Annotated in this window: 19 protein-coding genes; 8 read left to right on the plus strand and 11 right to left on the minus strand. The window is 52.7% G+C overall.

From position 1 onward, the window contains the following. Positions 1-2: 2 nt before the first annotated feature. From sufC to ACLD11_RS01845, 5 genes are all read left to right on the plus strand, one after another. The gene (gene sufC, locus ACLD11_RS01825; protein WP_000948902.1) at positions 3-749 is read left to right on the plus strand and encodes a Fe-S cluster assembly ATPase SufC; all 747 of its coding nucleotides are present in this window, start codon (positions 3-5) and stop codon (positions 747-749) included. Next, positions 724-1,995, plus strand: coding sequence for a Fe-S cluster assembly protein SufD (gene sufD / locus ACLD11_RS01830; RefSeq protein ID WP_411014464.1), 1,272 nt, complete (start codon positions 724-726; stop codon positions 1,993-1,995). The genes sufC and sufD overlap by 26 nt, the downstream gene beginning before the upstream one ends. Next, entirely contained in the window at positions 1,992-3,212 is a 1,221-nt protein-coding gene (gene sufS, locus ACLD11_RS01835) for a cysteine desulfurase SufS (protein ID WP_411014465.1), read from the plus strand. The genes sufD and sufS overlap by 4 nt, the downstream gene beginning before the upstream one ends. Before the next feature lie 12 nt (positions 3,213-3,224). Continuing rightward, positions 3,225-3,641: a cysteine desulfuration protein SufE gene (gene sufE / locus ACLD11_RS01840; RefSeq protein WP_000729468.1), complete on the plus strand. Its 417-nt coding sequence runs from the start codon at positions 3,225-3,227 to the stop codon at positions 3,639-3,641. 154 nt (positions 3,642-3,795) lie between these two features. Then, positions 3,796-4,797 carry a L,D-transpeptidase family protein gene (locus ACLD11_RS01845; RefSeq protein ID WP_411014466.1) on the plus strand — a complete coding sequence of 334 codons (1,002 nt, stop codon included), beginning with the start codon at positions 3,796-3,798 and terminating at the stop codon, positions 4,795-4,797. Positions 4,798-4,863: 66 nt separating this feature from the next. Here ACLD11_RS01845 and lpp read toward each other — a convergent pair whose 3' ends face one another. The 9 genes from lpp to ttrB form a co-directional block, all read right to left on the minus strand. Further along, positions 4,864-5,100: a murein lipoprotein Lpp gene (gene lpp, locus ACLD11_RS01850; protein WP_001082307.1), complete on the minus strand. Its 237-nt coding sequence runs from the start codon at positions 5,098-5,100 to the stop codon at positions 4,864-4,866. A 310-nt stretch (positions 5,101-5,410) separates the two neighbouring features. Then, positions 5,411-6,823: a pyruvate kinase PykF gene (pykF, locus tag ACLD11_RS01855; protein ID WP_000751447.1), complete on the minus strand. Its 1,413-nt coding sequence runs from the start codon at positions 6,821-6,823 to the stop codon at positions 5,411-5,413. Between the two features lie 401 nt (positions 6,824-7,224). Next, the gene (locus ACLD11_RS01860) at positions 7,225-8,568 is read right to left on the minus strand and encodes an APC family permease (protein WP_000756093.1); all 1,344 of its coding nucleotides are present in this window, start codon (positions 8,566-8,568) and stop codon (positions 7,225-7,227) included. Positions 8,569-8,589: 21 nt separating this feature from the next. Then, on the minus strand, positions 8,590-9,483 hold the full coding sequence (locus ACLD11_RS01865) for a proline iminopeptidase-family hydrolase (RefSeq protein WP_001000508.1): 894 nt from the start codon (positions 9,481-9,483) through the stop codon (positions 8,590-8,592). Positions 9,484-9,541: 58 nt separating this feature from the next. Beyond that, on the minus strand, positions 9,542-10,279 hold the full coding sequence (locus ACLD11_RS01870; protein WP_411014467.1) for a glutamine amidotransferase: 738 nt from the start codon (positions 10,277-10,279) through the stop codon (positions 9,542-9,544). An 11-nt stretch (positions 10,280-10,290) separates the two neighbouring features. After that, on the minus strand, positions 10,291-11,517 hold the full coding sequence (locus ACLD11_RS01875; protein ID WP_411011191.1) for a PfkB family carbohydrate kinase: 1,227 nt from the start codon (positions 11,515-11,517) through the stop codon (positions 10,291-10,293). A gap of 322 nt (positions 11,518-11,839) precedes the next feature. Next, entirely contained in the window at positions 11,840-14,902 is a 3,063-nt protein-coding gene (gene ttrA, locus ACLD11_RS01880; RefSeq protein ID WP_411014468.1) for a tetrathionate reductase subunit TtrA, read from the minus strand. Beyond that, positions 14,895-15,917, minus strand: a complete 1,023-nt coding sequence (gene ttrC, locus ACLD11_RS01885) for a tetrathionate reductase subunit TtrC (protein WP_000149766.1) — start codon at positions 15,915-15,917, stop codon at positions 14,895-14,897. The genes ttrA and ttrC overlap by 8 nt, the downstream gene beginning before the upstream one ends. Then, positions 15,918-16,652: a tetrathionate reductase subunit TtrB gene (ttrB, locus tag ACLD11_RS01890; RefSeq protein ID WP_411011193.1), complete on the minus strand. Its 735-nt coding sequence runs from the start codon at positions 16,650-16,652 to the stop codon at positions 15,918-15,920. 181 nt (positions 16,653-16,833) lie between these two features. Between ttrB and ttrS the strand changes: the two genes are divergently transcribed. From ttrS to fumD, 3 genes are all read left to right on the plus strand, one after another. After that, positions 16,834-18,612 carry a tetrathionate respiration histidine kinase TtrS gene (ttrS, locus tag ACLD11_RS01895; protein ID WP_411011194.1) on the plus strand — a complete coding sequence of 593 codons (1,779 nt, stop codon included), beginning with the start codon at positions 16,834-16,836 and terminating at the stop codon, positions 18,610-18,612. Then, on the plus strand, positions 18,587-19,207 hold the full coding sequence (ttrR, locus tag ACLD11_RS01900) for a tetrathionate respiration response regulator TtrR (protein ID WP_411011195.1): 621 nt from the start codon (positions 18,587-18,589) through the stop codon (positions 19,205-19,207). The genes ttrS and ttrR overlap by 26 nt, the downstream gene beginning before the upstream one ends. Before the next feature lie 97 nt (positions 19,208-19,304). Then, the gene (fumD, locus tag ACLD11_RS01905) at positions 19,305-19,517 is read left to right on the plus strand and encodes a fumarate hydratase FumD (RefSeq protein WP_000165779.1); all 213 of its coding nucleotides are present in this window, start codon (positions 19,305-19,307) and stop codon (positions 19,515-19,517) included. Between the two features lie 95 nt (positions 19,518-19,612). Here fumD and mlrB read toward each other — a convergent pair whose 3' ends face one another. Then, the gene (gene mlrB / locus ACLD11_RS01910; RefSeq protein WP_411014469.1) at positions 19,613-20,572 is read right to left on the minus strand and encodes a transcriptional regulator MlrB; all 960 of its coding nucleotides are present in this window, start codon (positions 20,570-20,572) and stop codon (positions 19,613-19,615) included. A gap of 171 nt (positions 20,573-20,743) precedes the next feature. Further along, on the minus strand, positions 20,744-21,472 hold the full coding sequence (locus ACLD11_RS01915; RefSeq protein ID WP_411011197.1) for a MerR family transcriptional regulator: 729 nt from the start codon (positions 21,470-21,472) through the stop codon (positions 20,744-20,746). Positions 21,473-21,536 lie beyond the last annotated feature (64 nt).

Here is a 21,536-nt window from a genome sequence, read left to right on the forward strand (position 1 = left end):
CCATGTTAAGCATTAAAGATTTACAGGTCAGTGTGGAAGAAAAAGCGATTTTGCGTGGCCTGAATCTGGAGATTCGCCCCGGCGAAGTTCACGCCATTATGGGGCCGAACGGTTCCGGGAAAAGCACGCTCTCCGCCACCCTGGCGGGACGTGAAGATTACGAGGTCACCGGCGGCTCGGTTACGTTCAAAGGTAAAGATCTGCTTGAACTGTCGCCGGAGGAACGGGCGGGCGAAGGGATTTTTATGGCCTTCCAGTACCCGGTAGAAATCCCCGGCGTCAGTAACCAGTTTTTCCTGCAAACCGCGCTGAATGCCGTGCGCGCCTACCGCGGGCAGGCGTCGTTGGATCGCTTTGATTTTCAGGATCTGATGGAAGAAAAGATCGCATTGCTGAAAATGCCGGAAGATTTACTGACCCGTTCGGTAAACGTCGGTTTTTCCGGCGGGGAGAAAAAGCGCAATGATATTTTGCAAATGGCGGTGCTGGAGCCGGAACTGTGCATCCTTGATGAGTCGGACTCCGGACTGGATATCGATGCGTTGAAAATTGTGGCGGAAGGCGTCAACGCGTTACGCGACGATAAACGCGCTTTTATTATCGTGACCCACTATCAGCGCATACTGGACTATATCAAGCCCGATTACGTCCATGTCCTCTATCAGGGGCGAATTGTCCGATCCGGCGATTTTACTCTGGTCAAACAACTGGAGGAGCAGGGTTATGGCTGGCTTACCGAACAGCAGTAAAGCGCTACAGCAATGGCAGCATCTCTTTGAAGAAAAAGGAGAAAGTCGAACTGAGCAGGCAAGACAACATTTACAACAGATGTTGCGTCTGGGATTGCCGACACGTAAACATGAAGACTGGAAATACACGCCGCTGGAGGGCTTAACCCATAGCCAGTTTATTCAGCAGTGTACGACTATCAGCACCGCACAGCGTGATGCGCTGGCGCTGCAAATCGATGCCGTGCGGCTGGTGTTTGTCGACGGACGGTTTATGCCAGAGCTCAGTGATAGCACGCAAAACAGCGGATTTGACGTTAGCGTCAGGGATGAGCGCCAGACGCTTGCCGCGCCGGTACATCCCGAGGTTTTTCTGCATCTGACGGAAAGCCTGGCGCAATGTGTCACGTATATACAGGTACGGCGAAATCAGCGTCCGACCAGGCCGCTACTGTTAATGCATATCACGCAGGGTGTGGATGGCGACGAGCTGAATACTGCGCATTATCGCCACCATCTGGCGCTGGCGGAAGGCGCGGAAGCGACGGTTATTGAGCATTATGTCAGCCTTACAGCGGCAAAACATTTTACCGGCGCGCGTCTGACGATGAACGTTGCAGACAATGCGCAACTGCGTCATATCAAACTGGCGTTTGAAAATGCGTCCAGCTATCACTTTGCGCATAACGATCTTCTGCTGGCGACAGACGCCTCGGCGTTTAGCCACAGTTTTCTGCTGGGCGCCGCAGTACTACGTCACCACAGCAGCTCACAACTGAATGGTGAAAACGCGACGCTTCGACTGAATAGTCTGGCGATGCCGGTGAAAAATGAAGTCTGCGATACGCGGACATGGCTGGAACATAACAAAGGCTACTGTAACAGCCGCCAGTTGCACAAGACCATCGTCAGCGACAAAGGACGCGCGGTCTTTAATGGCCTGATTAACGTGGCGCAACACGCCATTAAAACCGACGGCCAGATGACCAATAATAACCTGTTGTTGGGGAAACTGGCTGAAGTCGATACCAAACCGCAATTAGAGATCTATGCCGATGACGTGAAGTGCAGCCACGGCGCGACGATCGGGCGTATTGACGATGAGCAGATGTTTTATCTGCAATCACGCGGCATCAGACAGCAGGAGGCGCGGCACATGATTCTTTACGCGTTTGCCGCAGAGTTAACGGAAGCTATCCATGATAGCGCCCTTAAACAGCAGGTGCTGGCGCGAATCGGCCAGCGACTGCCCGGAGGCCTGGTATGACATTTCCTGTAGAAAAAGTACGGGCGGATTTTCCCATACTGCAGCGTGAAGTTAACGGCCTGCCGCTGGCTTACCTGGACAGCGCAGCCAGCGCTCAAAAACCTAATCAGGTGATTGATGCTGAATCTGCCTTCTACTGTCACGGCTATGCTGCGGTACATCGAGGTATCCATACGTTAAGCGCACAGGCGACCGAAAGCATGGAGAATGTGCGTAAGCAGGCGTCGCGGTTTATTAACGCCCGCTCCGCAGAAGAACTGGTGTTCGTGCGCGGTACGACGGAGGGCATTAACCTTGTCGCCAACAGTTGGGGAACGGAAAATATTCGCGCCGGGGATAACATTATCATCAGCGAGATGGAGCATCATGCCAATATCGTTCCCTGGCAGATGCTGTGCGAGCGCAAAGGCGCTGAACTGCGCGTGATCCCGTTGCATCATGACGGTACGCTGCGGCTGGAGACCTTAGCAGCGCTGTTCGATGACCGGACCCGACTGCTGGCCATTACCCATGTTTCCAATGTGCTGGGGACGGAAAACCCGCTGCCGGACATGATTGCGCTGGCGCGCCAGCATGGGGCGAAAGTGCTGGTGGATGGCGCCCAGGCCGTGATGCACCATGCTGTTGACGTCCAGGCGCTGGACTGCGATTTTTACGTTTTCTCCGGCCATAAAATTTACGGGCCGACCGGCATCGGCATTCTGTATGTTAAAGAGGCGTTGCTGCAAGAAATGCCGCCGTGGGAAGGGGGCGGGTCGATGATTTCGACCGTCAGCCTGACGCAGGGAACGACATGGGCGAAAGCGCCCTGGCGTTTTGAGGCGGGAACGCCGAATACTGGCGGCATCATCGGTCTGGGCGCGGCAATTGACTATGTGACGTCGCTGGGACTGGATAAGATTGGCGATTATGAGCAGATGCTGATGCGCTATGCGCTGGAGCAACTGGCGCAGGTGCCTGATATCACGCTATATGGCCCGGCGCAGCGGTTGGGCGTCATCGCGTTTAATCTGGGTAAACACCATGCTTACGACGTTGGCAGCTTTCTTGATAATTACGGTATCGCGGTACGAACGGGGCATCACTGCGCGATGCCGCTCATGGCCTGGTATGGCGTGCCAGCAATGTGCCGGGCTTCGCTGGCGATGTATAACACCCATGAAGAAGTGGACCGACTGGTGGCAGGATTAACGCGTATCCACCGCTTATTGGGATAACAGTGAGGTTTTATGGCTGCGCTACCGGATAAAGAAAAATTGCTGCGTAACTTTACGCGTTGCGCTAATTGGGAAGAGAAATATTTATATATTATTGAGTTGGGGCAGCGCCTGGCGGAGTTAAATCCGCAGGATCGTAATCCGCAAAATACGATTCATGGCTGTCAGAGCCAGGTGTGGATCGTGATGCGGCGAAACGCCAACGGCATTATCGAATTGCAGGGCGACAGCGACGCGGCGATCGTTAAAGGCCTTATGGCGGTGGTATTTATTTTGTACCACCAAATGACGGCGCAGGATATTGTGCATTTTGATGTCCGGCCATGGTTCGAAAAAATGGCGCTTGCGCAGCACCTCACGCCTTCTCGTTCTCAGGGGCTGGAAGCAATGATTCGCGCAATTCGCGCTAAGGCCGCCACTCTTAGCTAAACTGTACAGACAGCGTTCTACCTGATGTCAAATCCTTTGTCGGACGGCGACGTCGCTTTATCCAGAGTGGACAGAGCGTATATTTTGTTGTTCTGATAAGCGAAGCGCTATCAGCCGTCGCAGAGGACATCACCAGGAATACAGGAGGTTTGGTATGAAACGTGCGTCTTTCATTACGCTAACTATTATCGGCGCGTATAGCGCGTTACAGGCAGCCTGGGCGGTTGATTATCCATTACCGCCCGAAGGCAGCCGTCTTATTGGTCAGAATCAAACCTATACCGTACAGGAAGGTGATAAAAACCTGCAGGCTATCGCCCGGCGTTTTGATACGGCGGCGATGCTCATTCTTGAAGCGAACAATACGATTGCGCCGGTGCCTAAGCCCGGTACGCTAATTACCATTCCCTCGCAGATGCTATTGCCGGATGCGCCCAGGGAAGGCGTTATCGTCAACCTCGCGGAGCTACGGTTGTATTATTACCCGCCGGGAGAAAACCGCGTTCAGGTGTATCCCATCGGCATCGGTTTGCAGGGACTGGAAACTCCCGTCATGGACACCCGGATAGGGCAAAAGATCCCCAACCCGACGTGGACGCCGACGGCGGGCATACGCCAACGTTCGCTTGAGCGGGGGATCACGCTGCCGTCGGTGATCCCTGCCGGGCCAAATAACCCGCTGGGACGCTATGCGCTGCGTCTGGCGCACGGTAATGGGGAATATCTCATTCATGGTACCAGCGCGCCGGATAGCGTGGGTCTGCGCGTGAGTTCCGGTTGCATTCGCATGAACGCGCCGGACATCAAAGCGTTATTTGCGCAGGTCAGAACGGGGACGCCGGTAAAAGTGATTAACCAGCCGGTGAAATTCTCTGTCGAGCCGAATGGCATTCGTTATGTAGAGGTACACAGGCCGCTATCGCCGGAAGAAGAGCAAAACGTGCAGACGATGCCCTACGTGTTGCCTGCGGAATTTACCGCGTTCAGAAACGCGCAAGGGGTGGATAGTCGCCTGGTCGATAAGGCGCTATACCGGCGAGCCGGGTATCCTGTCAGCGTGAGCGCCGGGCAGACGCCAGCGGTAAATACGACCGCAGTCGAATCCGCTCAGAACGGTTTTGTCGGGGAAGAGGGGCAAACGCGCGCGACGCAGTAGCCTTCGCGCAAACGACGGACAAAAAAATGGCGCACAATGTGCGCCATTTTTATTACGCAGGTACTATTACTTACGGTATTTAGTAGCCTGGTTGTCCAGACGCTGGTTAGCGCGAGCTGCGTCGTCTTTAGCAGCCTGAACGTCGGAACGCATTGCGTTCACGTCGTTGCTCAGCTGGTCAACTTTAGCGTTCAGAGTCTGAACGTCAGAAGACAGCTGATCGATTTTAGCGTTGCTGGAGCAACCAGCCAGCAGAGTAGAACCCAGGATTACCGCGCCCAGTACCAGTTTAGTACGATTCATTATTAATACCCTCTAGATTGAGTTAATCTCCATGTAGCGTTACAAGTATTACACAAACTTTTTTATGTTGAGAATATTTTTTTGATGGGAATGCACTTATTTTTGATCGTTCGCTCAAAGAAGCATCGAAATGCATGAAAGTCCCTAAAAAACCGAAAGAAAACAGGGGGCTTCCATCGGATTCTTCTTAGATAATCCGCAATTAGATAGTAAAATCCGATTTGATTTTTTTATTAATAGTGGCTATCGATTAAATAAAAAAAGCGCCGGAAGGGCGCTTTTTTAAACAAATTAATTCACACAACAATTATTACAGTACGTGAACAGAGGCGGTGTTAGTGGTGCCGCTTGGAACCAGCGCGCCGGAGACCATCACGACGACGTCGCCTTTCTGGGCGAGGCCGCTTTGCAGGGCGACATCTTTGCCCAGACGGTAGAAATCATCAGTAGAATTGATTTCTTTCACCAGTTGCGATACCACGCCTTTGCTCAGTACTAACTGACGGGCGGTCACTTCATTGGTGGTCAATGCCAGGATGGTGGCGTCCGGGAAGTATTTACGCACGGCGCGAGCGGATTTACCGCCCTGGGTCGCTACCACGATCAGCGGCGCTTCCAGTTTTTCGGCGGTTTCTACCGCGCCGCGGCATACTGCTTCCGTAATGCGCAGTTTACGGCTGTCGTTGTTGTAGTCCAGACGGCTGTTCATGACGCGGTCGGTACGTTCGCAGATGGTCGCCATGATAGAAACGGCTTCCAGCGGGTATTTCCCTTTTGCGGATTCGCCGGACAGCATAACCGCATCCGTACCGTCGAGGATGGCGTTCGCAACGTCGCCTGCTTCTGCACGGGTCGGACGCGGGTTTTTGATCATAGAATCCAGCATCTGAGTCGCGGTGATCACGACTTTACGTGCGCGGATACATTTTTCGATCATCATTTTCTGCGCAAAGATTACTTCTTCAACCGGGATTTCTACGCCCAGGTCGCCACGCGCAACCATGATGCCGTCGGAAGCTTCGAGAATTTCATCGAAGTTGTTCAGGCCTTCCTGGTTTTCGATCTTAGAGATAATCTGGATGTTTTCGCCGCCGTGGGCTTTCAGATGTTCGCGAATTTCGACAACGTCAGAACGTTTACGGATAAAGGACGCCGCAACAAAGTCAACGCCCTGCTCGCAACCGAAGATCAGGTCCTGTTTGTCTTTTTCAGCCAGCGCCGGCAGAGCAATAGAAACGCCCGGCAGGTTAACGCCTTTGTTCTCGCCCAGGTCGCCGTTGTTCAGCACCTTACAAATGACTTTATTGCCTTCGATGGCGGTCACTTCCATACCGATCAGACCATCGTCAACCAGGACGGTATTGCCAACGCTCAGGTCGCTGGTGAAGCCTTCATAGGTGACGGCAACGATTTCATTATTACCGACCACGGATTTGTCGGTGGTAAAAGTAAAGGTTTGGCCCGCTTTCAGCGAAACGTCGTTACCGCCTTCCAGTTTAATGGTGCGGATTTCTGGTCCTTTAGTATCAAGCAGAATAGCGGCTTTTTTACCAGTTTTGCTCATCACGTTGCGCAAGTTCTGGATACGCTGACCGTGTTCTGCATAATCGCCATGAGAGAAGTTCAGACGCATCACGTTCATGCCCGCGTCCAGCATTTTGCTTAACATCTCTTCGGATTCGGTTTTCGGACCGATAGTACAAACAATTTTCGTCTTTTTCATGACAGTCTTAGTCTTTAAGTTGAGGAGGATATGGAAATCTGGCTTCGGGCGCGCACGGCCCGGAAGCTAAGCCTGTGTTGCTAAAGTGATGATGCCTCGCTCTAAGGATAGGTGACATCGAAAGAGCGTGCAGAGGAATGTGTGCTCGCGTTTCAGCCCAACGGGAAGGGGATAATTTTAGTCGTTGAGTTTTACAGTCCAATGCGCTGAAACCATTCAAGAGACAATTGGCGCGCATTATACGCTGAAATTTACAAAAAAGGAAAATGAAAACCCTGTTTCAAAAGACATCTGTGCAGATCCACAACGGTTTGTTATTACGCTGTTTACGATGTCGCTGGCGATGACGCCGCCCGAACAGGGGCGGCGTTGCGCAACAGTGGGTGTTGTTGCGCATAATGTCAATCGAGCAACTTTTTGCCTTCCAGGTCGATGGCGATGTTTTGGTTGTGTGCTTTTCGATAGCACAGAATCGCTATCCCGATCGCCGCCCAGCTAATTCCGAGTATCAGAGCGTGAATGTTCATGTTTAAACAGACGTAGCCGATGACGATCATCCCCATGATCGGCGAAATGACATGGGCGAAAATGCGCCGCTGGGCTTTCATCCGGAAATTGAACAGGATAAACACACACAGGTTTACGACAAAAAAAGCGAAAAGCGCGCCAAAGTTCACCAGCGTGGAGATAGATTCAATCTTGCCGGAAAACAGGTAGCTGAGCAGCAGGGTGACGCCGCCGGTAAACAGAATGGCATAATCCGGCGTTTTACGCGTGGTATGGACGTGAGCGAGGAAGGCGGGCAACATTCGGTCGCGCCCCATTGAAAATAGCACTCTGGACACCGCCGTTTGCGCGGTAATAATGTTGCCGACGGCGCACACAAACGCCACAATGATGGAAAATGCCACTTTGAGCCAGATACCGCCAACGTTGCCGGCAATGGTGAAAAATGCTTCATTCGTCGCATTACCTTCCGCGAAGCGGTCGACGTTACCGGTGGCGAACGCCGCAAACGCTACAACGATAATAAACAATACCGTCGCCAAAACTAACGCCAACAGCGTTGCTTTACTGACGGCGCGTCCCCCGCCTTCGCTTTCTTCACTTAATGTACTGATAGCATCAAAGCCGAGAAAATTCAGCGCAGCCACCGAAATCGCCGTCGCGATGAGCCCAGGAGTGAACCACTGTGAATCGAAAAAAGGCCGGAAGGAAAGCGTTATCTGACTACTGTCCAGCATCATCAGACGGACAATGAGTAGCACGAAAATCGCCAGAATACCGAGTTGAATAAAGACCAGTAACTTATCAAATTTCGCCGTTTGCTGTATCCCGAGATAGTTGACTCCGGTGCCAATAGCCACATAAATCAACGGCCAGACCCAGACCGGGATTTGCGGTAAAATAGCGTGGACCGCGACGCCGCCCAGCACCGCTACGAGCGTAGGGAACAAAAGATAATCCAGCAGTAATATCCATCCGGTCAGAAACCCTACGGCGGGATTAATGCATACGCCAGCATACGCATAGGCCGAACCCGACGAGGAGATATGCTGCGATAAGGTAGAGTAGCTGTACGCGGTAAAAAACATCGCGATAGCGCCAATAATATAAACCAGCGCAACCATACCGTGCGAAAGATTATAAACGACGCCATAAAGAGAGACTGGTGCGATAGGCACCATAAACACCAGACCATAAAGCACTAAATCGGTAAGAGACAATTTTTTGACTTTTTTCATGATAAATACCTTAATGGCTTTTTATGCCAGATCGCGTAAAAACGCGCTTACCGCTGCGAGGCAGGGCGCGATATTTTCTTCATGCGGGTTATGGCTGCTGCCGGGAATAGTGACCGCGCGGCAGTCTGAAATGTGAGAGAGAAGCGGCGAGACGACGCGCTCGGTTGCCTGATCGTTTTCGCCGCGTAGTACCAGAACAGGACAGCGTATCTGGCACAAATGGGGCGTAATATCCCAGTCGGCAAGTTTGCCATTTGCCGCCAGTTCATTGGTTCCCCATAAAATGTGATAACCCGTAGGGTCGGCGGCGAACTGCGCATTAGATCGCTGAACATGAACGGCTTCTTCCGCGAGGGTATAAACGTGTCTGGCATAATAAGCGACCAGCTGTTCCGGTGGGTTTTGATAAATGACGGCGGGCATAATGACGTTTTTGATATCGTCATCGGACATTGGCGTCAGAGCGTTAAAGAGCCGTATGGCTTCCTGTTGCCACAGGGCGATACTGGCCGGCGAACTGGCCAGTATCGTCCCGCGAAGCCCGGCAGGCTGTAAGCAGGCGTGCTCTGCGGCAAGCATTCCGCCCCAGGAATGTCCCAGTATCGAATACCCGTGTCCAATACCCAGGTGATGAATTAATTGGGTTAATTGACGGAGATAACGCGCAATAGTCCAGAAAGACGCGTCGGCATGAGGAAAATGCGTTGAACGACCGCAACCATATTGATCGTAAAATATTACCATGCGCCCGTCATCAGCCAGACGGCGATAATTTAATAAATAATCAAAGCCGCCAGAAGGGCCGCCATGAAGGATAATGAGCGGCGTGAGTAATGATTTTCTGTCGCCATAAATCCGATAGCTTGTCAATATGTTTTCAGAAAACATTTCGCCATAGAGATAAGTATCATTCATATTCTTAATGACTCAGTGTGTGGCAGGGCAGGCGAAATTTATATTCGCCTTGGTAATATTATTTTTTTATTGTGTGTAAAACATTACACCAGAAGGTGGCGTAATGTTCCCATTGCAGAAACTGCGGACTTCCCCAGTGCGGCGAACAATCACTGGCAAAGCAACATACTTTCCCTTTATGGTAAGTACCCATAACTAACAGTGGATCGCCATTAATTTCAGCAAGGACCTGACTATTTTCTTTGGCGATAAGCTTGTTATAGCCCAATAGCGGCGGCCATTCGCTAAATGGCTGGGTAATAACATGCTCTACCGCAGTATTTACTGCTTTACATCCTTGCGGTAGTTCTACGCGGTCATCTACATCCAGCATCTCAACCGGCAATACCTCCGCCAGAACCGTATTTTTATAATTGGCTTTTGCTTCTATTCCCGTAAAGGATAAATACCCGCCGATCATCAACAGACCGCCGCCCTCAGCAACATAATCCGCGATAAGTTGTAATGCATCAGGAATAATATCCATATTATAAAACGTTCTGTTTTGTAGCAGGAACGTATTGCTACCGATATCACTGATGACGATCGCATCATAGCAGGCTAATGCTTCGGCGGTTTGTGGAAAACGAGTTTGCACAATATGGGCAGGCATGTAGTCCACATCAATATTACCCTGGCGTAAGCAGGATAATAAATAGTCTGCGCCTTCTTCATATTTGCTCGATGTAAAGCTATCAAAACCTTTAGAGTGAATCATATGAATGTGCCAGGATTCGCCAATAAATAAAATTTTCATTATGTCACCTGTTAATTAATGTTAATGACTTTATTAGATTGGGTACGCATTCGATGTAAAACCTGCAAGTGCTGAGGCATACTCGACGCACCGACTTGTTCCACCGCCAGAGAAGCGAAAGCGGAGGCATATTGAATGGCTGCGACCATATCTGCTTGTCGCGCCAGCGCGGCGGCTAAGGCGCCATTAAAAGCGTCACCGGCCCCAGCGGCATCTTTTACCACGGCGCTCCACGCAGGAATATACAACGTGCGGGCGTGCTCACAGAGCAGAGAACCACGGGCGCCAAGGGTAATGATGACTTTTTTCACCCCGGATTGCAGAATAATATTTCCGGCTTTTTTCGCATCATTAATATCAGTAATAGTTACGCCGGATAAAAAAGAGGCTTCAGTTTCATTCGGCGTGATGATGTCAATATCAGATAGTAAATGCGTCACCTGTTTCGTATAGGGGGCAGGATTCAGCATGATCATTTTATTTTCTTGTTTGCCCAGGCGAATAAATTCAGTCAACGCTTCAATGTTCGTTTCGAGCTGCATTAACATAACGTCAGACTCGGCGATATAACGGTGTTGCTCGTTAATCTCTTGCGTGGTGAGCATCATATTGGCGCCAGGGTAGATGGCGATAATATTATCGCCATCCACGGCGGAGACATAGATTAATGCGCTACCGGTGGGCGCTTTATCTGTTTGATACGCGCTGTATGAGGCGATGCCTGATTGAATAATATGATTCATAGCAAATGCGCTGAACTGATCTTTGCCCACTTTAAAAATAAAATGTGCCGCAGCGCCGGCATTGTTTGCCGCTAAAGCCTGGTTGGCTCCTTTACCGCCAGGATAGAATCCAAATTGACTGGCCAGAATGGATTCTCCGCTTTGTGGAAACCACGGCACGGTTGCTGAAACATCAATATTAAATGAGCCTAAAACACACACCTTGCCTGCTTTTTTTGTGCTTTCCCGGCGCAGTTTTGCATCCTGATGGATTGGTGTGGCGATAGTGCTGGAGATATCAATCTTATTTTCAGTGATAAGCTTACTCAGCGCGTCACGGTTTAAAATCCCTCCGCCATAGCAACGCTGAAGCATACCTGATTTCTGGAAATAGCGTAGATCGGAACGAATAGTCTCCTGGCTAACCTTATAAAGGTCTGAAAGTTTACTGACGCTAACACTATTATCCTTTATCAGTAAATTAATGATGGCATGACGTCTTTCTTCTTTAAACATATTGCCTCCGGGTAGTGAGTTGAATTGTATTTATAGCAATGTTGTCATGCGGTGAATTCAATCACAGATTATGCGGTCAACCGGAAGTAACCTCAAATGAATGTCAATAATCAGAAGCGCAGTCAATGTGTTAAATATTAATTGCTTACAGAAGGGGGAAATAGTTTTGTGAGTGTTGTCATATATTTTCTATGTAATATGACGGGGTGAACGTAAAATAGTTGGGCTTGCACGATTCAGTGAGTATATGCAGCCGGACAGCGTTCGCTTATCAGTCGCTACCCTCGACGAAATAAGACGATATCGCTCTCCGGCCCTGGGGTTATATACGCTCGATTTTTGCCGGCAGCCCCTGACGTACCGCCGCGCCAGAAACCCAGTCGAGCCAGGTGTTGGTAATGGTTCTTGTCGGATCGGCAAAGCCCAGATCGTTAAGATTTATGCCTGCCCTGATTTGTGGATCATACGGCATAGGCACGCCATCCAGAGAGTGCTGCGTTGCGCCCATCTCGCGGTGGCCATATCCGTGTTCGATGGCGATGACGCCTGGCATCACGCCATTTAACAAACTGATTTGCGCCACGACCTGACCGCCCGGCGTAATGATCCGTACCCGATCGCCATGTTGCAGTCCATAACGCTCGCCGTCTTGCGGATTCAGCGCCACCAGGTTTGCTGGCTTCACATGGTGTAAGCGCGGGATGACGGCTGTTGAGCTGGACATGGTATTTGATTTAAATGAAATCAGTTTCAGCGGCCATTGCCCAATGGGAAACTGGTCGTCAATCGCACGACCATCTGACAAACGCGCCGGATACCAGACCGGGCAACCGCTGAAACGCTCCCCGGTGATGGCGTGACGGTGGGCGGCGACATCTGCATTCCAGATCTGTAAGGGTTTTTTCCACGCGTTACCTAACCGTTGCTCCGTATAGCCGCTATCCTCGGGCGCAAACCGGCCGCCACGCGAGTAGATAAACGCCACACGACCAACCTCATCAGCTTTAAGCGTGTGCTGAATTGCTGGCAGAATGCGGCTGACGCCGGTAAGCGAAATATCTTCCTGATTTGCCGGCGCGACCGGTGTCTTGCCCATAAAGGCGATATTAGCGGCTACGCGCAGATAGAAGTCTTCCGCCCGGTTCAGTGGAAAAGCATTGCCCTGCGGATCGGTTATCGCCCGGTCGCCGAAGCCGGGCAGATGGAGCCGTTTTGCTACCGCAATACAAAATGCTTCCATTGAGACAGGTTGCCCGTCCGCCGTTCGGTGAGTGGCGGGGGCGACAACCGGCCAGCGGGCGGTAGTGGCTTTACTGGCTACGCCGCCCCAGGGCGCCGTAAATCCCCAGCTCTCAAAATTGTGCGTATCCGGCACAATGTAATCCGCCAGCGCCGTCGTTTCATTCATAAAGGCGTCAATCGCGATAAAGAGCGGCAGTCGGCGAGGGTCTTTTAGCTTTTCTTCCGCCACGGCGCGTAGACCGGGAACACCGTAAAACGGGTTGCTCATATTGGAAATCCAGGCTTTAAGCGGATAAGGATAGCCTTCGAGCGCGGAGGTCAACAGTTCGGTAAGCTGGCCTGCCACAAAGGGATACCACGGCGCTTTGGCTGGATAAGGTGATTGCCCGTCGGCAATTTTGTCGCGGTATTCTTCCGATGCTTCATAAGCGGTTTTGCTACGGGCAATACTTAACCCGGACGGTTTCACTTTTCCGGCAAAACTGTTCATGTTGTAGCGGGGGCCGTCGCTAACGCCGTTGAATTTGCCGCCGCCGACAAAGACGCCGCCGGACAAGCTGAGGTTGCCGATCAGCGCGTTAAGCATCATGACCGACCAGGCGTTATAAAACCCATTGCCGGCCATCATGCCGCCGTGACTGATGACTGCGGCTTTACGTCCGTGAGCGGTAAAGGTTTCCGCCAGCGCGATAATTTGCGCTTCCGGCACGCCGCACTGTTCGCTGTATTGCGCCAACGAGAGCTTTTCTGCCGCCTCTTTCAGGCGTTGCAACCCGCTCTTCACCGTGACCCGTTGGCCGTCGGCGAGCGTAACGTACTGCGTCACGAAAAGCCGTGCCTGTCGGCAAGTGGAGGCATCGACCAACTCGCCGTCGGTATTCAGTACGACAGGGGTCTCTTCGCCATCGGGCGTAAGATGGCGTAGCGTCAGGTGTTGTCCGGCAAGCGTCGGCAGTTCATCCGCAATGACCAGGTGCGTGGCGTTGGTCCAACTTTGCTCGCCGGCCTGCTGCATCGCCTGTACGCCGGGAATCGCCAGATAATCAGCATTATAACGTTGATTATCCATGATCCAGCGGATCATCCCCATTGCCAGCGCCGAATCGCTGCCGGGCATGACCGGTTGCCAGCGACCGCGAGGATCGGCAAGCACCGTTGATAAGGGTAGGGCGGGGGCGACCACGACGTATTGAAAATTCTCACGCAGCCGGGCGCTCGCCAACTGACGCGCCTGGCGTTTAAACGGATTACCGGACTGTGCCGGGGAGGTGCCCATAAAGAGCGCAAACTCCACGTTTTCCCAGTCGGGTTTGACATGCGGGTTTTTATCCAGATCGCCCATCAATGCCCCGGAGCCGGCCCGGTAAGCCAGTCCACAGTAGGCGCCATGCGCGCCGAAATTCTTGCTGCCGAAGCTATTTAGCGCAAAACGACGCAGAAACGCATCGCGGCCTTCGTCGCTGGTATTCGTGACCAGTAACTGATTGGTTTTGGACCCGAAACTGGGGTGCTTTGCGTCAATTGGCGTATCCGGCGCATGAATAGCACGCAGTCCGTCCACATGACCTTCGCCAAACAGATCGCCGCCTTCCACGACTTCTTCAATAAGCTGCTCAAAGCTGATGCGCTGCCATTTCCCTTCGCCGCGTTTACCCACGCGTTTCATCGGTTCAAGCAGTCGTAGCGGACTGTACAGGCTTTCCAGCAGCGTGGCGCCGCGCGCGCAGGCGGTTGAGCGGGCGTCAAGACCGCTTTCTCCCGCTAGTTGCTCCATGGCTTCGCTAAAAGGGACGGACGAGTCAATCGGGTGTTCCTGCGACAAGGGGTGATAGGGATTGCCGGCGATGCGTATCACTTTGCCATCGGCATTAACCCGGGCGCGGATACCGCACTGTGTCCAACAGCCGAAGCATTGCGTCATGGCGATGGTTTGTTGTGGATTTTGCTGCCAGTGCGTTTGCGCCTGCGCCTCCGGAATTAACGCATTGCCAAAGATGCGGTCGCGCGTTACCTTGCCGGATGTCCCGTTTAACAGGCCATCAATTGCGCGTTTCGCCACATCACGGTAGCTCAGACCAAAAGTGACCATCCCACCGACGGCGAGACCGACTTTTAGCCACTGACGACGGGTTAAATTAGCCATGTTGTAATCTCCTGGTGAGTCCGTTCAGCGTTTCACGAATAATAATCAGTAGCGCTATCCACAGGCCGAAGGTGCCGAGAATAGCCAGCCAGCCATCCGTTCCGCCTGGTAACGAGTAAGGGTTAAATTGCGCGTTGAACTTGGGTACGGTTTGTACCTGAATCAACAATGTCCAGCGCATCAGCCAACATAGCGCCAGCGCGCTCAGAACCAGCAGGACGCGTCTTAGCTGCGATAACGGATGACGTAGCGCCAGGCTACAGAACAGCAGCGTGAATACCCACAGCGCTAGCCAGCCGACAGCGTAATATTTGGCTGACAGGGCGACGGTAATCCACTGACGGATTGCCGTGCCGGAAAGCGTATCGCCGCTCACCCACATAGCCACAACCAGCCCCAGCGCCGCCAGCGTCCAGAGTTGTCCCCATAGTATTTTTGGCAGCCTTACCGAGTCGCGTCGGGCGGCGACAATCATCAGCGCGAAGAACGCCTGTAAGGCGCTAAGAAACATCGCCACGGGGAAGGCGTAGCTAAACCAGATTGGGCGCGCCAGCACAACGGAGACTTCGCGGCCGGTATAAATCAACAGGCCCACCGCGCAAAGCGCGCTGGCTAACGCCAACCATTTAGTGACGTTGTAACTTTTATTGAATAATCGTTTTATCTGCTGCGCCAGGAACCACAGCGCGAGAAATCCGGTAAACAGCGGCAGGAACAACGCTCCCCAGGGCATCCACGACCAGGGCGTCGGCCAGGCATAGAAATGCCAGACGCGGGCGGTCTGGTGCAGATCCGCCGTCAGCGCCAGCGGTGCGGTAATCGCACAGGTAATGGCAATCAGTAATGCCCGATTTTCTTCTGTTGCGGCGTCTTTTTTCCGCCAGTGAAGATAACAGGCAAATAGTGCGGCGCAGGCGGCAATGCCAATAAAAAAGAAATATTGTACCGCCCACGGCAGCCAGCTAATGTCCTGCGGGTGAGCCAGCACTTCTTCAATGATGAGTGAATGCGTCATTCAGACCTCCTGCCAAAGCGCGGGCTGCGCACGGCCCATTAATGGGGTGACAAAGGCGTCGTCCAGACCCAGGTAGAAAACATGGGGCGACGTGCCGTTTTCCGGCTTTAATACCTTGATAGCGTCGCGATGTTGATGAAGCAGGGTGGCGATGCGGCTATGGGGATCTTTGATATCGCCAATAATACGCGCGCCGCCGACGCAGGACTCTACGCAAGCGGGTAACAGTCCGGCTTCCAGACGATGGACGCAAAACGTGCATTTATCGGCAGTTTGCGTTTCATGATTGATAAATCGGGCGTCGTAAGGACACGCCTGTACACAATAGGCGCAGCCGACGCAGCGTTTGTTATCCACCACCACAATGCCGTCTTCCCGCTGAAAGGTGGCTTGTACCGGGCAGACCGGCACGCAGGGGGGGTTATCGCAATGGTTGCACAGACGCGGCAACAGCACATTCGTGACTTCCTGACTACCTTCACGCTGGACCTGGTATTGGTTTACCGTCGTACGAAACGCGCCCTGCGGCGTTTGGTTTTCAATAGTGCAACTTACGGTACAGGACTGACAGCCGATACAACGCCGCAGGTCGATAAGCATGGCGTAACGGTGTCGGGGAGAACCTTCATGCCGCTCCGGCGAAAAAGGAAATTTCGCTTCAGCCAGCGGAACCAGCGAGGCGCCAGCGGTCAGGACGCCGAGCTGCTGGAGAAATTGCCGTTTACTGTTGTCCATATTGACTCCCGTCCACATTGCCAACAATGAAACATTTGTCACGATGTTGGTTTATGTGTAATGAATAAAAAATGTTGATGATTTACAGTGTAAAAATCGAGGCGGGGTACGCTCTATTGTGGTTAACCACATACCCGGCTTGTTGTTGATCTAAAACAACATAATTGACAGGGATATTGGGGTGAGAGGTAAAACCGTAAGGCGCCTGGCGGTGTTGGCGGCAGTAGGGCTGCTTTGTCATGGCGCGTGGGCAGGGACGTGGAATATCGGTATTTTGGCCATGCGCGGCGAGGCGTCTACGCGTAGTCACTGGCAACCGTTGGCAAAGACATTAAGCCAACAGCTTCCAGGCGAAACCTTTCACATCCAGCCGCTGGATCTGCATCAAATGCAGGAAGCCGTTAACCAGGGAACCGTGCAGTTTGTGATAACCAACCCGGCGCAATTTGTCCAACTGAACAGCCATGCGCCGCTGCGCTGGTTAGCTTCCCTGCGCTCCACGCGCGATGGGAAAGCGGTGAGTAATGTTATTGGCAGCGTGATTTTGACCCGGCGCGATAGCGGCATCACCACGGCGCATGATCTCATCGGTAAGACAGTTGGCGCGATTGATGCTCAGGCATTTGGCGGCTATTTATTAGGCTATAAAGCGCTCAGCGACGCGGGCTTACGCCCGGAGCGCGATTTTCATCTTCGTTTTACCGGATTTCCTGGCGATGCCCTAGTCTATATGCTGCGCGAAAAAGCGGTGCAGGCGGCAATTGTGCCAGTGTGCCTGTTAGAAAATATGGATCAGGAAGGCTTGATTAATAAAAAGGACTTTATCGCGCTGCTTGCCCGACCGACGCCCCTGCCTTGCTTAACCAGTACGCCGTTATATCCTGACTGGTCGTTCGCGGCGCTACCTGCGGTAAGCGATGCGCTGGCGGATCGCGTAACGCGAGCGCTATTCAACGCGCCCGCCGCCGCGTCATTTCACTGGGGCGCGCCAGCGTCGACCAGTCAGGTAGAAGCGTTGCTGCGTGATGTTCGTCAGCACCCTCAGCAGCGTCGACTGTGGCTGGATGTCAAAAGTTGGTTAATCCAGCACCAGCTAATGGTTGGCGGCGTGATTCTGGCGTTCCTGTTGCTCACGCTCAATTATATTTGGGTCATGCTGCTGGTGCGTCGACGCGGAAAACAACTGGAACGTAATAGCGTAGTTCTTCATCAGCATGAGCGGGCGCTGGAAACCGCCCGGCAAATGAGCGTGTTGGGTGAAATGACCTCCGGGTTTGCCCATGAGCTTAATCAGCCGCTTTCCGCGATTCGACATTATGCCCAGGGGTGCCTGATTCGACTGCGCGTTGCAGATGAACAGCATCCCTTGCTGCCGGCGCTGGAGCAGATTGACCAGCAGGCGCAACGCGGTGCGGATACTCTGCGTAACCTGCGTCACTGGGTTAGCCAGGCGCAGGGCAACCCGGTGCTAACCGAAGCGTGGAAGGCCATAGCCATTCGCGAGGCGATTGATCATGTCTGGCAATTGTTGCGTATGGCGCAACAGTTTCCGGCAGTGACTCTGCATACCGAGGTTAGCGCTGCGCTGCGCGTAACGCTGCCGTCAGTGCTGCTGGAGCAGGTACTGGCGAATATCATTCTTAATGCGGCTCAGGCGGGCGCCACCCATTTATGGGTCGTTGCTGAACGCACTGAAAACGGCATCAGTATCGTTTTGCAGGATAACGCCGGGGGAATCGATGAGGCGCTATTACGCCAGGCGTTTCAGCCGTTTATGACCACCCGCAAAGAGGGGATGGGCTTAGGGCTGGCAATTTGCCAGCGGCTGGTGCGGTATGGGCGGGGCGATATCAGCATCAGGAACCAGACCGCGCCGGACGGTCTGTCGGGAACGATGGTCACGATACATTTCTTACATGAGCATGGGGGCAGGGATGGCGACAATTCATCTACTGGATGATGATACGGCGGTCACTAACGCGTGCGCGTTTTTACTGGAAAGTCTGGGATATGACGTAAAATGCTGGGCGCAGGGGACGGATTTTTTGGCGCAGGCCAGTCTGTATCAGGCCGGGGTCGTATTACTGGATATGCGAATGCCGGTACTGGATGGGCAGGGCGTTCATGATGCGTTGCGCCAGTGCGGAAGTACCCTGGCGGTTGTTTTTCTTACCGGGCATGGCGATGTACCGATGGCCGTGGAGCAGATGAAACGCGGCGCCGTCGATTTTCTGCAAAAACCGGTATCGGTAAAACCGCTACAGGCGGCGCTGGAGCGTGCGCTGACGGTTTCATCGGCAGCGGTGGCGCGCCGTGAGATTATACTGTGTTACCAGCAATTGACGCCGAAAGAGCGTGAGCTGGCCAGCCTGGTGGCAAAAGGATTTATGAACCGTGAAATTGCGGAAGCGATGAATATCGCGGTGCGTACCGTAGAGGTTCACCGCGCCAGAGTTATGGAAAAAATGCAGGCCGGTAGCCTGGCGGAGCTGATTAGGCGTTTCGAAAAAATGGTCTCGCCAGAGACCAGAATACGAACAACGTATGAGTCATGAATAATAAATCGCGTTATTTCTTTGATTTGAATCAAATTTTGTTTAATTGAGAAGACTGTTATATTCTGTTGGTTTGAGCTGGCGACGAGTAAAACGTATGACAAAACCGACAAAAGATGACGAACTGTACCGCGAGATGTGCCGGGTGGTGGGCAAGGTCGTGCTGGAAATGCGCGATCTAGGGCAGGAGCCTAAATATATTGTTATTGCGGGCGTGTTAAGAACCGCGCTGGCGAATCAACGCATCCAACGTAGCGCGTTAGAAAAACAGGCGATGGAAACCGTGATTAACGCTCTGGCGCGGTCATAGCCGCTATCAGGGTGGCAATAACGAAATCGCCTTTGAATTGTCGCGATTGTCACCATGGCGGGCGGGTTGCCCGCCGTTAGCGATGCGCAGGGTTATCAGTTGATGGCTAAGCGCAGCCCTAACGTATCAGGGTACGGCTCAAAATAATTCTGGCTGCGTAGATAGTCATCCGGATGTTCCGCCAGATAGTGCTTCAGCAGTGTTAACGGTGCTAGGATAGGTAGTCGGCCCGCCCGGTAGCCGAGAATCACCTCGCGTAATTCCGCGCGTTGCCTGCTGTTCAACGCGCGGTGAAAATAGCCCTGGATATGCATCAGCACATTGGTGTGATTTTTACGTGAAGCGGGATGGCGCAGGATAGCCATCAGTTTTTCTCTGTATCGGACAAAGAAGGCATCCAGATCATCCCACTCATGCAGACGCGCGACGAAAGGGCCAATTTCGCGATAGCCGGCCTGGTGATGGGCGAGAAGCTGAAGTTTGTATCGGCTATGAAACGCGAGCAAACTGTGACGACTCAAGCCCTGCGCGCGTAGCGCATTTAATTCATGTAGCGCGAAGATACGTGCGATGAAGTTCTCGCGTAGTACCGGATCGTGCAGGCGACCATCTTCCTCTATCGGCAGCCAGGGATATTTCTCCATCATCGCGGCGGTAAACAGCCCCGTGCCAGCTTTGCGGCCCCTGTTACCCTTTTCATCATACAGGCGAACGCGCTCCATTCCGCAACTGGGCGATTTTGCACACACAATAAACCCCGCCAGTTCGCCTATTGTTGGCAGAAACCGATCGGCAAAGGCATTCATTCGCTCGGTGACGTCATCGTGCGGGGCATGGCTATAGCGCATCCGAATGTCGCCACAGGTCGTCTGGATAAGACGCAGCGCAGGGCGAGGAACGGGCAGGCCGATCGCCACCTCCGGGCAGATCGGTTTGTAGGCCACCCACGATGCCAGAGAGTTCATGACGAAATCCATACGCTTATGTCCGCCATCAAAGCGTACCGCGGCGCCAGTCAGACATCCGCTAATGCCGACTACGGGTTTGTTATTCATGATTCCCCCTTATTGAAAGTACGACGACTGACGCCAATGGCGCAAAATGTTATCTCACGCTGATTTAAAACTTACACAACTTTGTTTTTTTGTCTAAGTTTTCGCGGGGATTTTTTTGACGTAGTTAAATATCAATAAGATAGCATGAGGGGAAGAAATCTATTTCAGCGCTTATAGTGTGATAACCTCCAGCGAAGCGACAATGTTGCGCCACTGGGCAAGCTGTTTTTTCTGCCCGGCAGTGAGCTTTCCGGTGGTCACCAGGAACCATTTTCTCTGGGCGAACAGCTCGGGTACCAGCACGGTTGGTGGAGAGGGAAGCACATTGAGCCGCAGCTCTTGTCCGGTACGAGTCAACGCTTCCAGCCAGATTTCACAGTGATCCGAGAGATTCCATCCGCTAATAAATGCGTTGTGGCCAGGCGCTTTTCTGTCGGCTTCAAGGCAAAAAGAGGTGTAGGCAATAATGATGCCATCCAGTACTTCGCGCAGCGTCATCACGGCGGGAAGATGCGCTGACACTTTGCTGCGCAACGGACGCAATAAATGGGTCACCAGTTCTGCACGGGGATATTCCCGGCCACAGTCATAAATCAACTGCCGTAGCGCGTCAGTTCGCCCTTCGTGGAGATGTTGAAGCATCGTCTCCTGGATCGTTATCCAGTTATCGCCCAGGCGAATGACCGGACGCGACAGTAAGGGTTTGACCTGGCTTATCGGTACGCCTTTTCTCACCCAGTCGAGGATGTTAAGCGCTTGTCGAATATCGTCATCGCTGTATAAGCGATGTCCGCCATCAGTACGCTGCGGTTTCAATAAACCATAGCGTCGCTGCCATGCCCTTAGCGTGGCGGCATTGATACCGCATAGTCTGGCAAATTCGCCGATAGAATACGACATGGTAAAGCCCGTTAAATAAGGGGATTCTACTATATCATGATTAAATGAAGACTAAGAGCCTATC

Origin of the sequence: Salmonella sp. 741265116_PST (genome assembly GCF_046567715.1) — a bacterium.
GTDB lineage: Bacteria > Pseudomonadota > Gammaproteobacteria > Enterobacterales > Enterobacteriaceae > Salmonella > Salmonella enterica.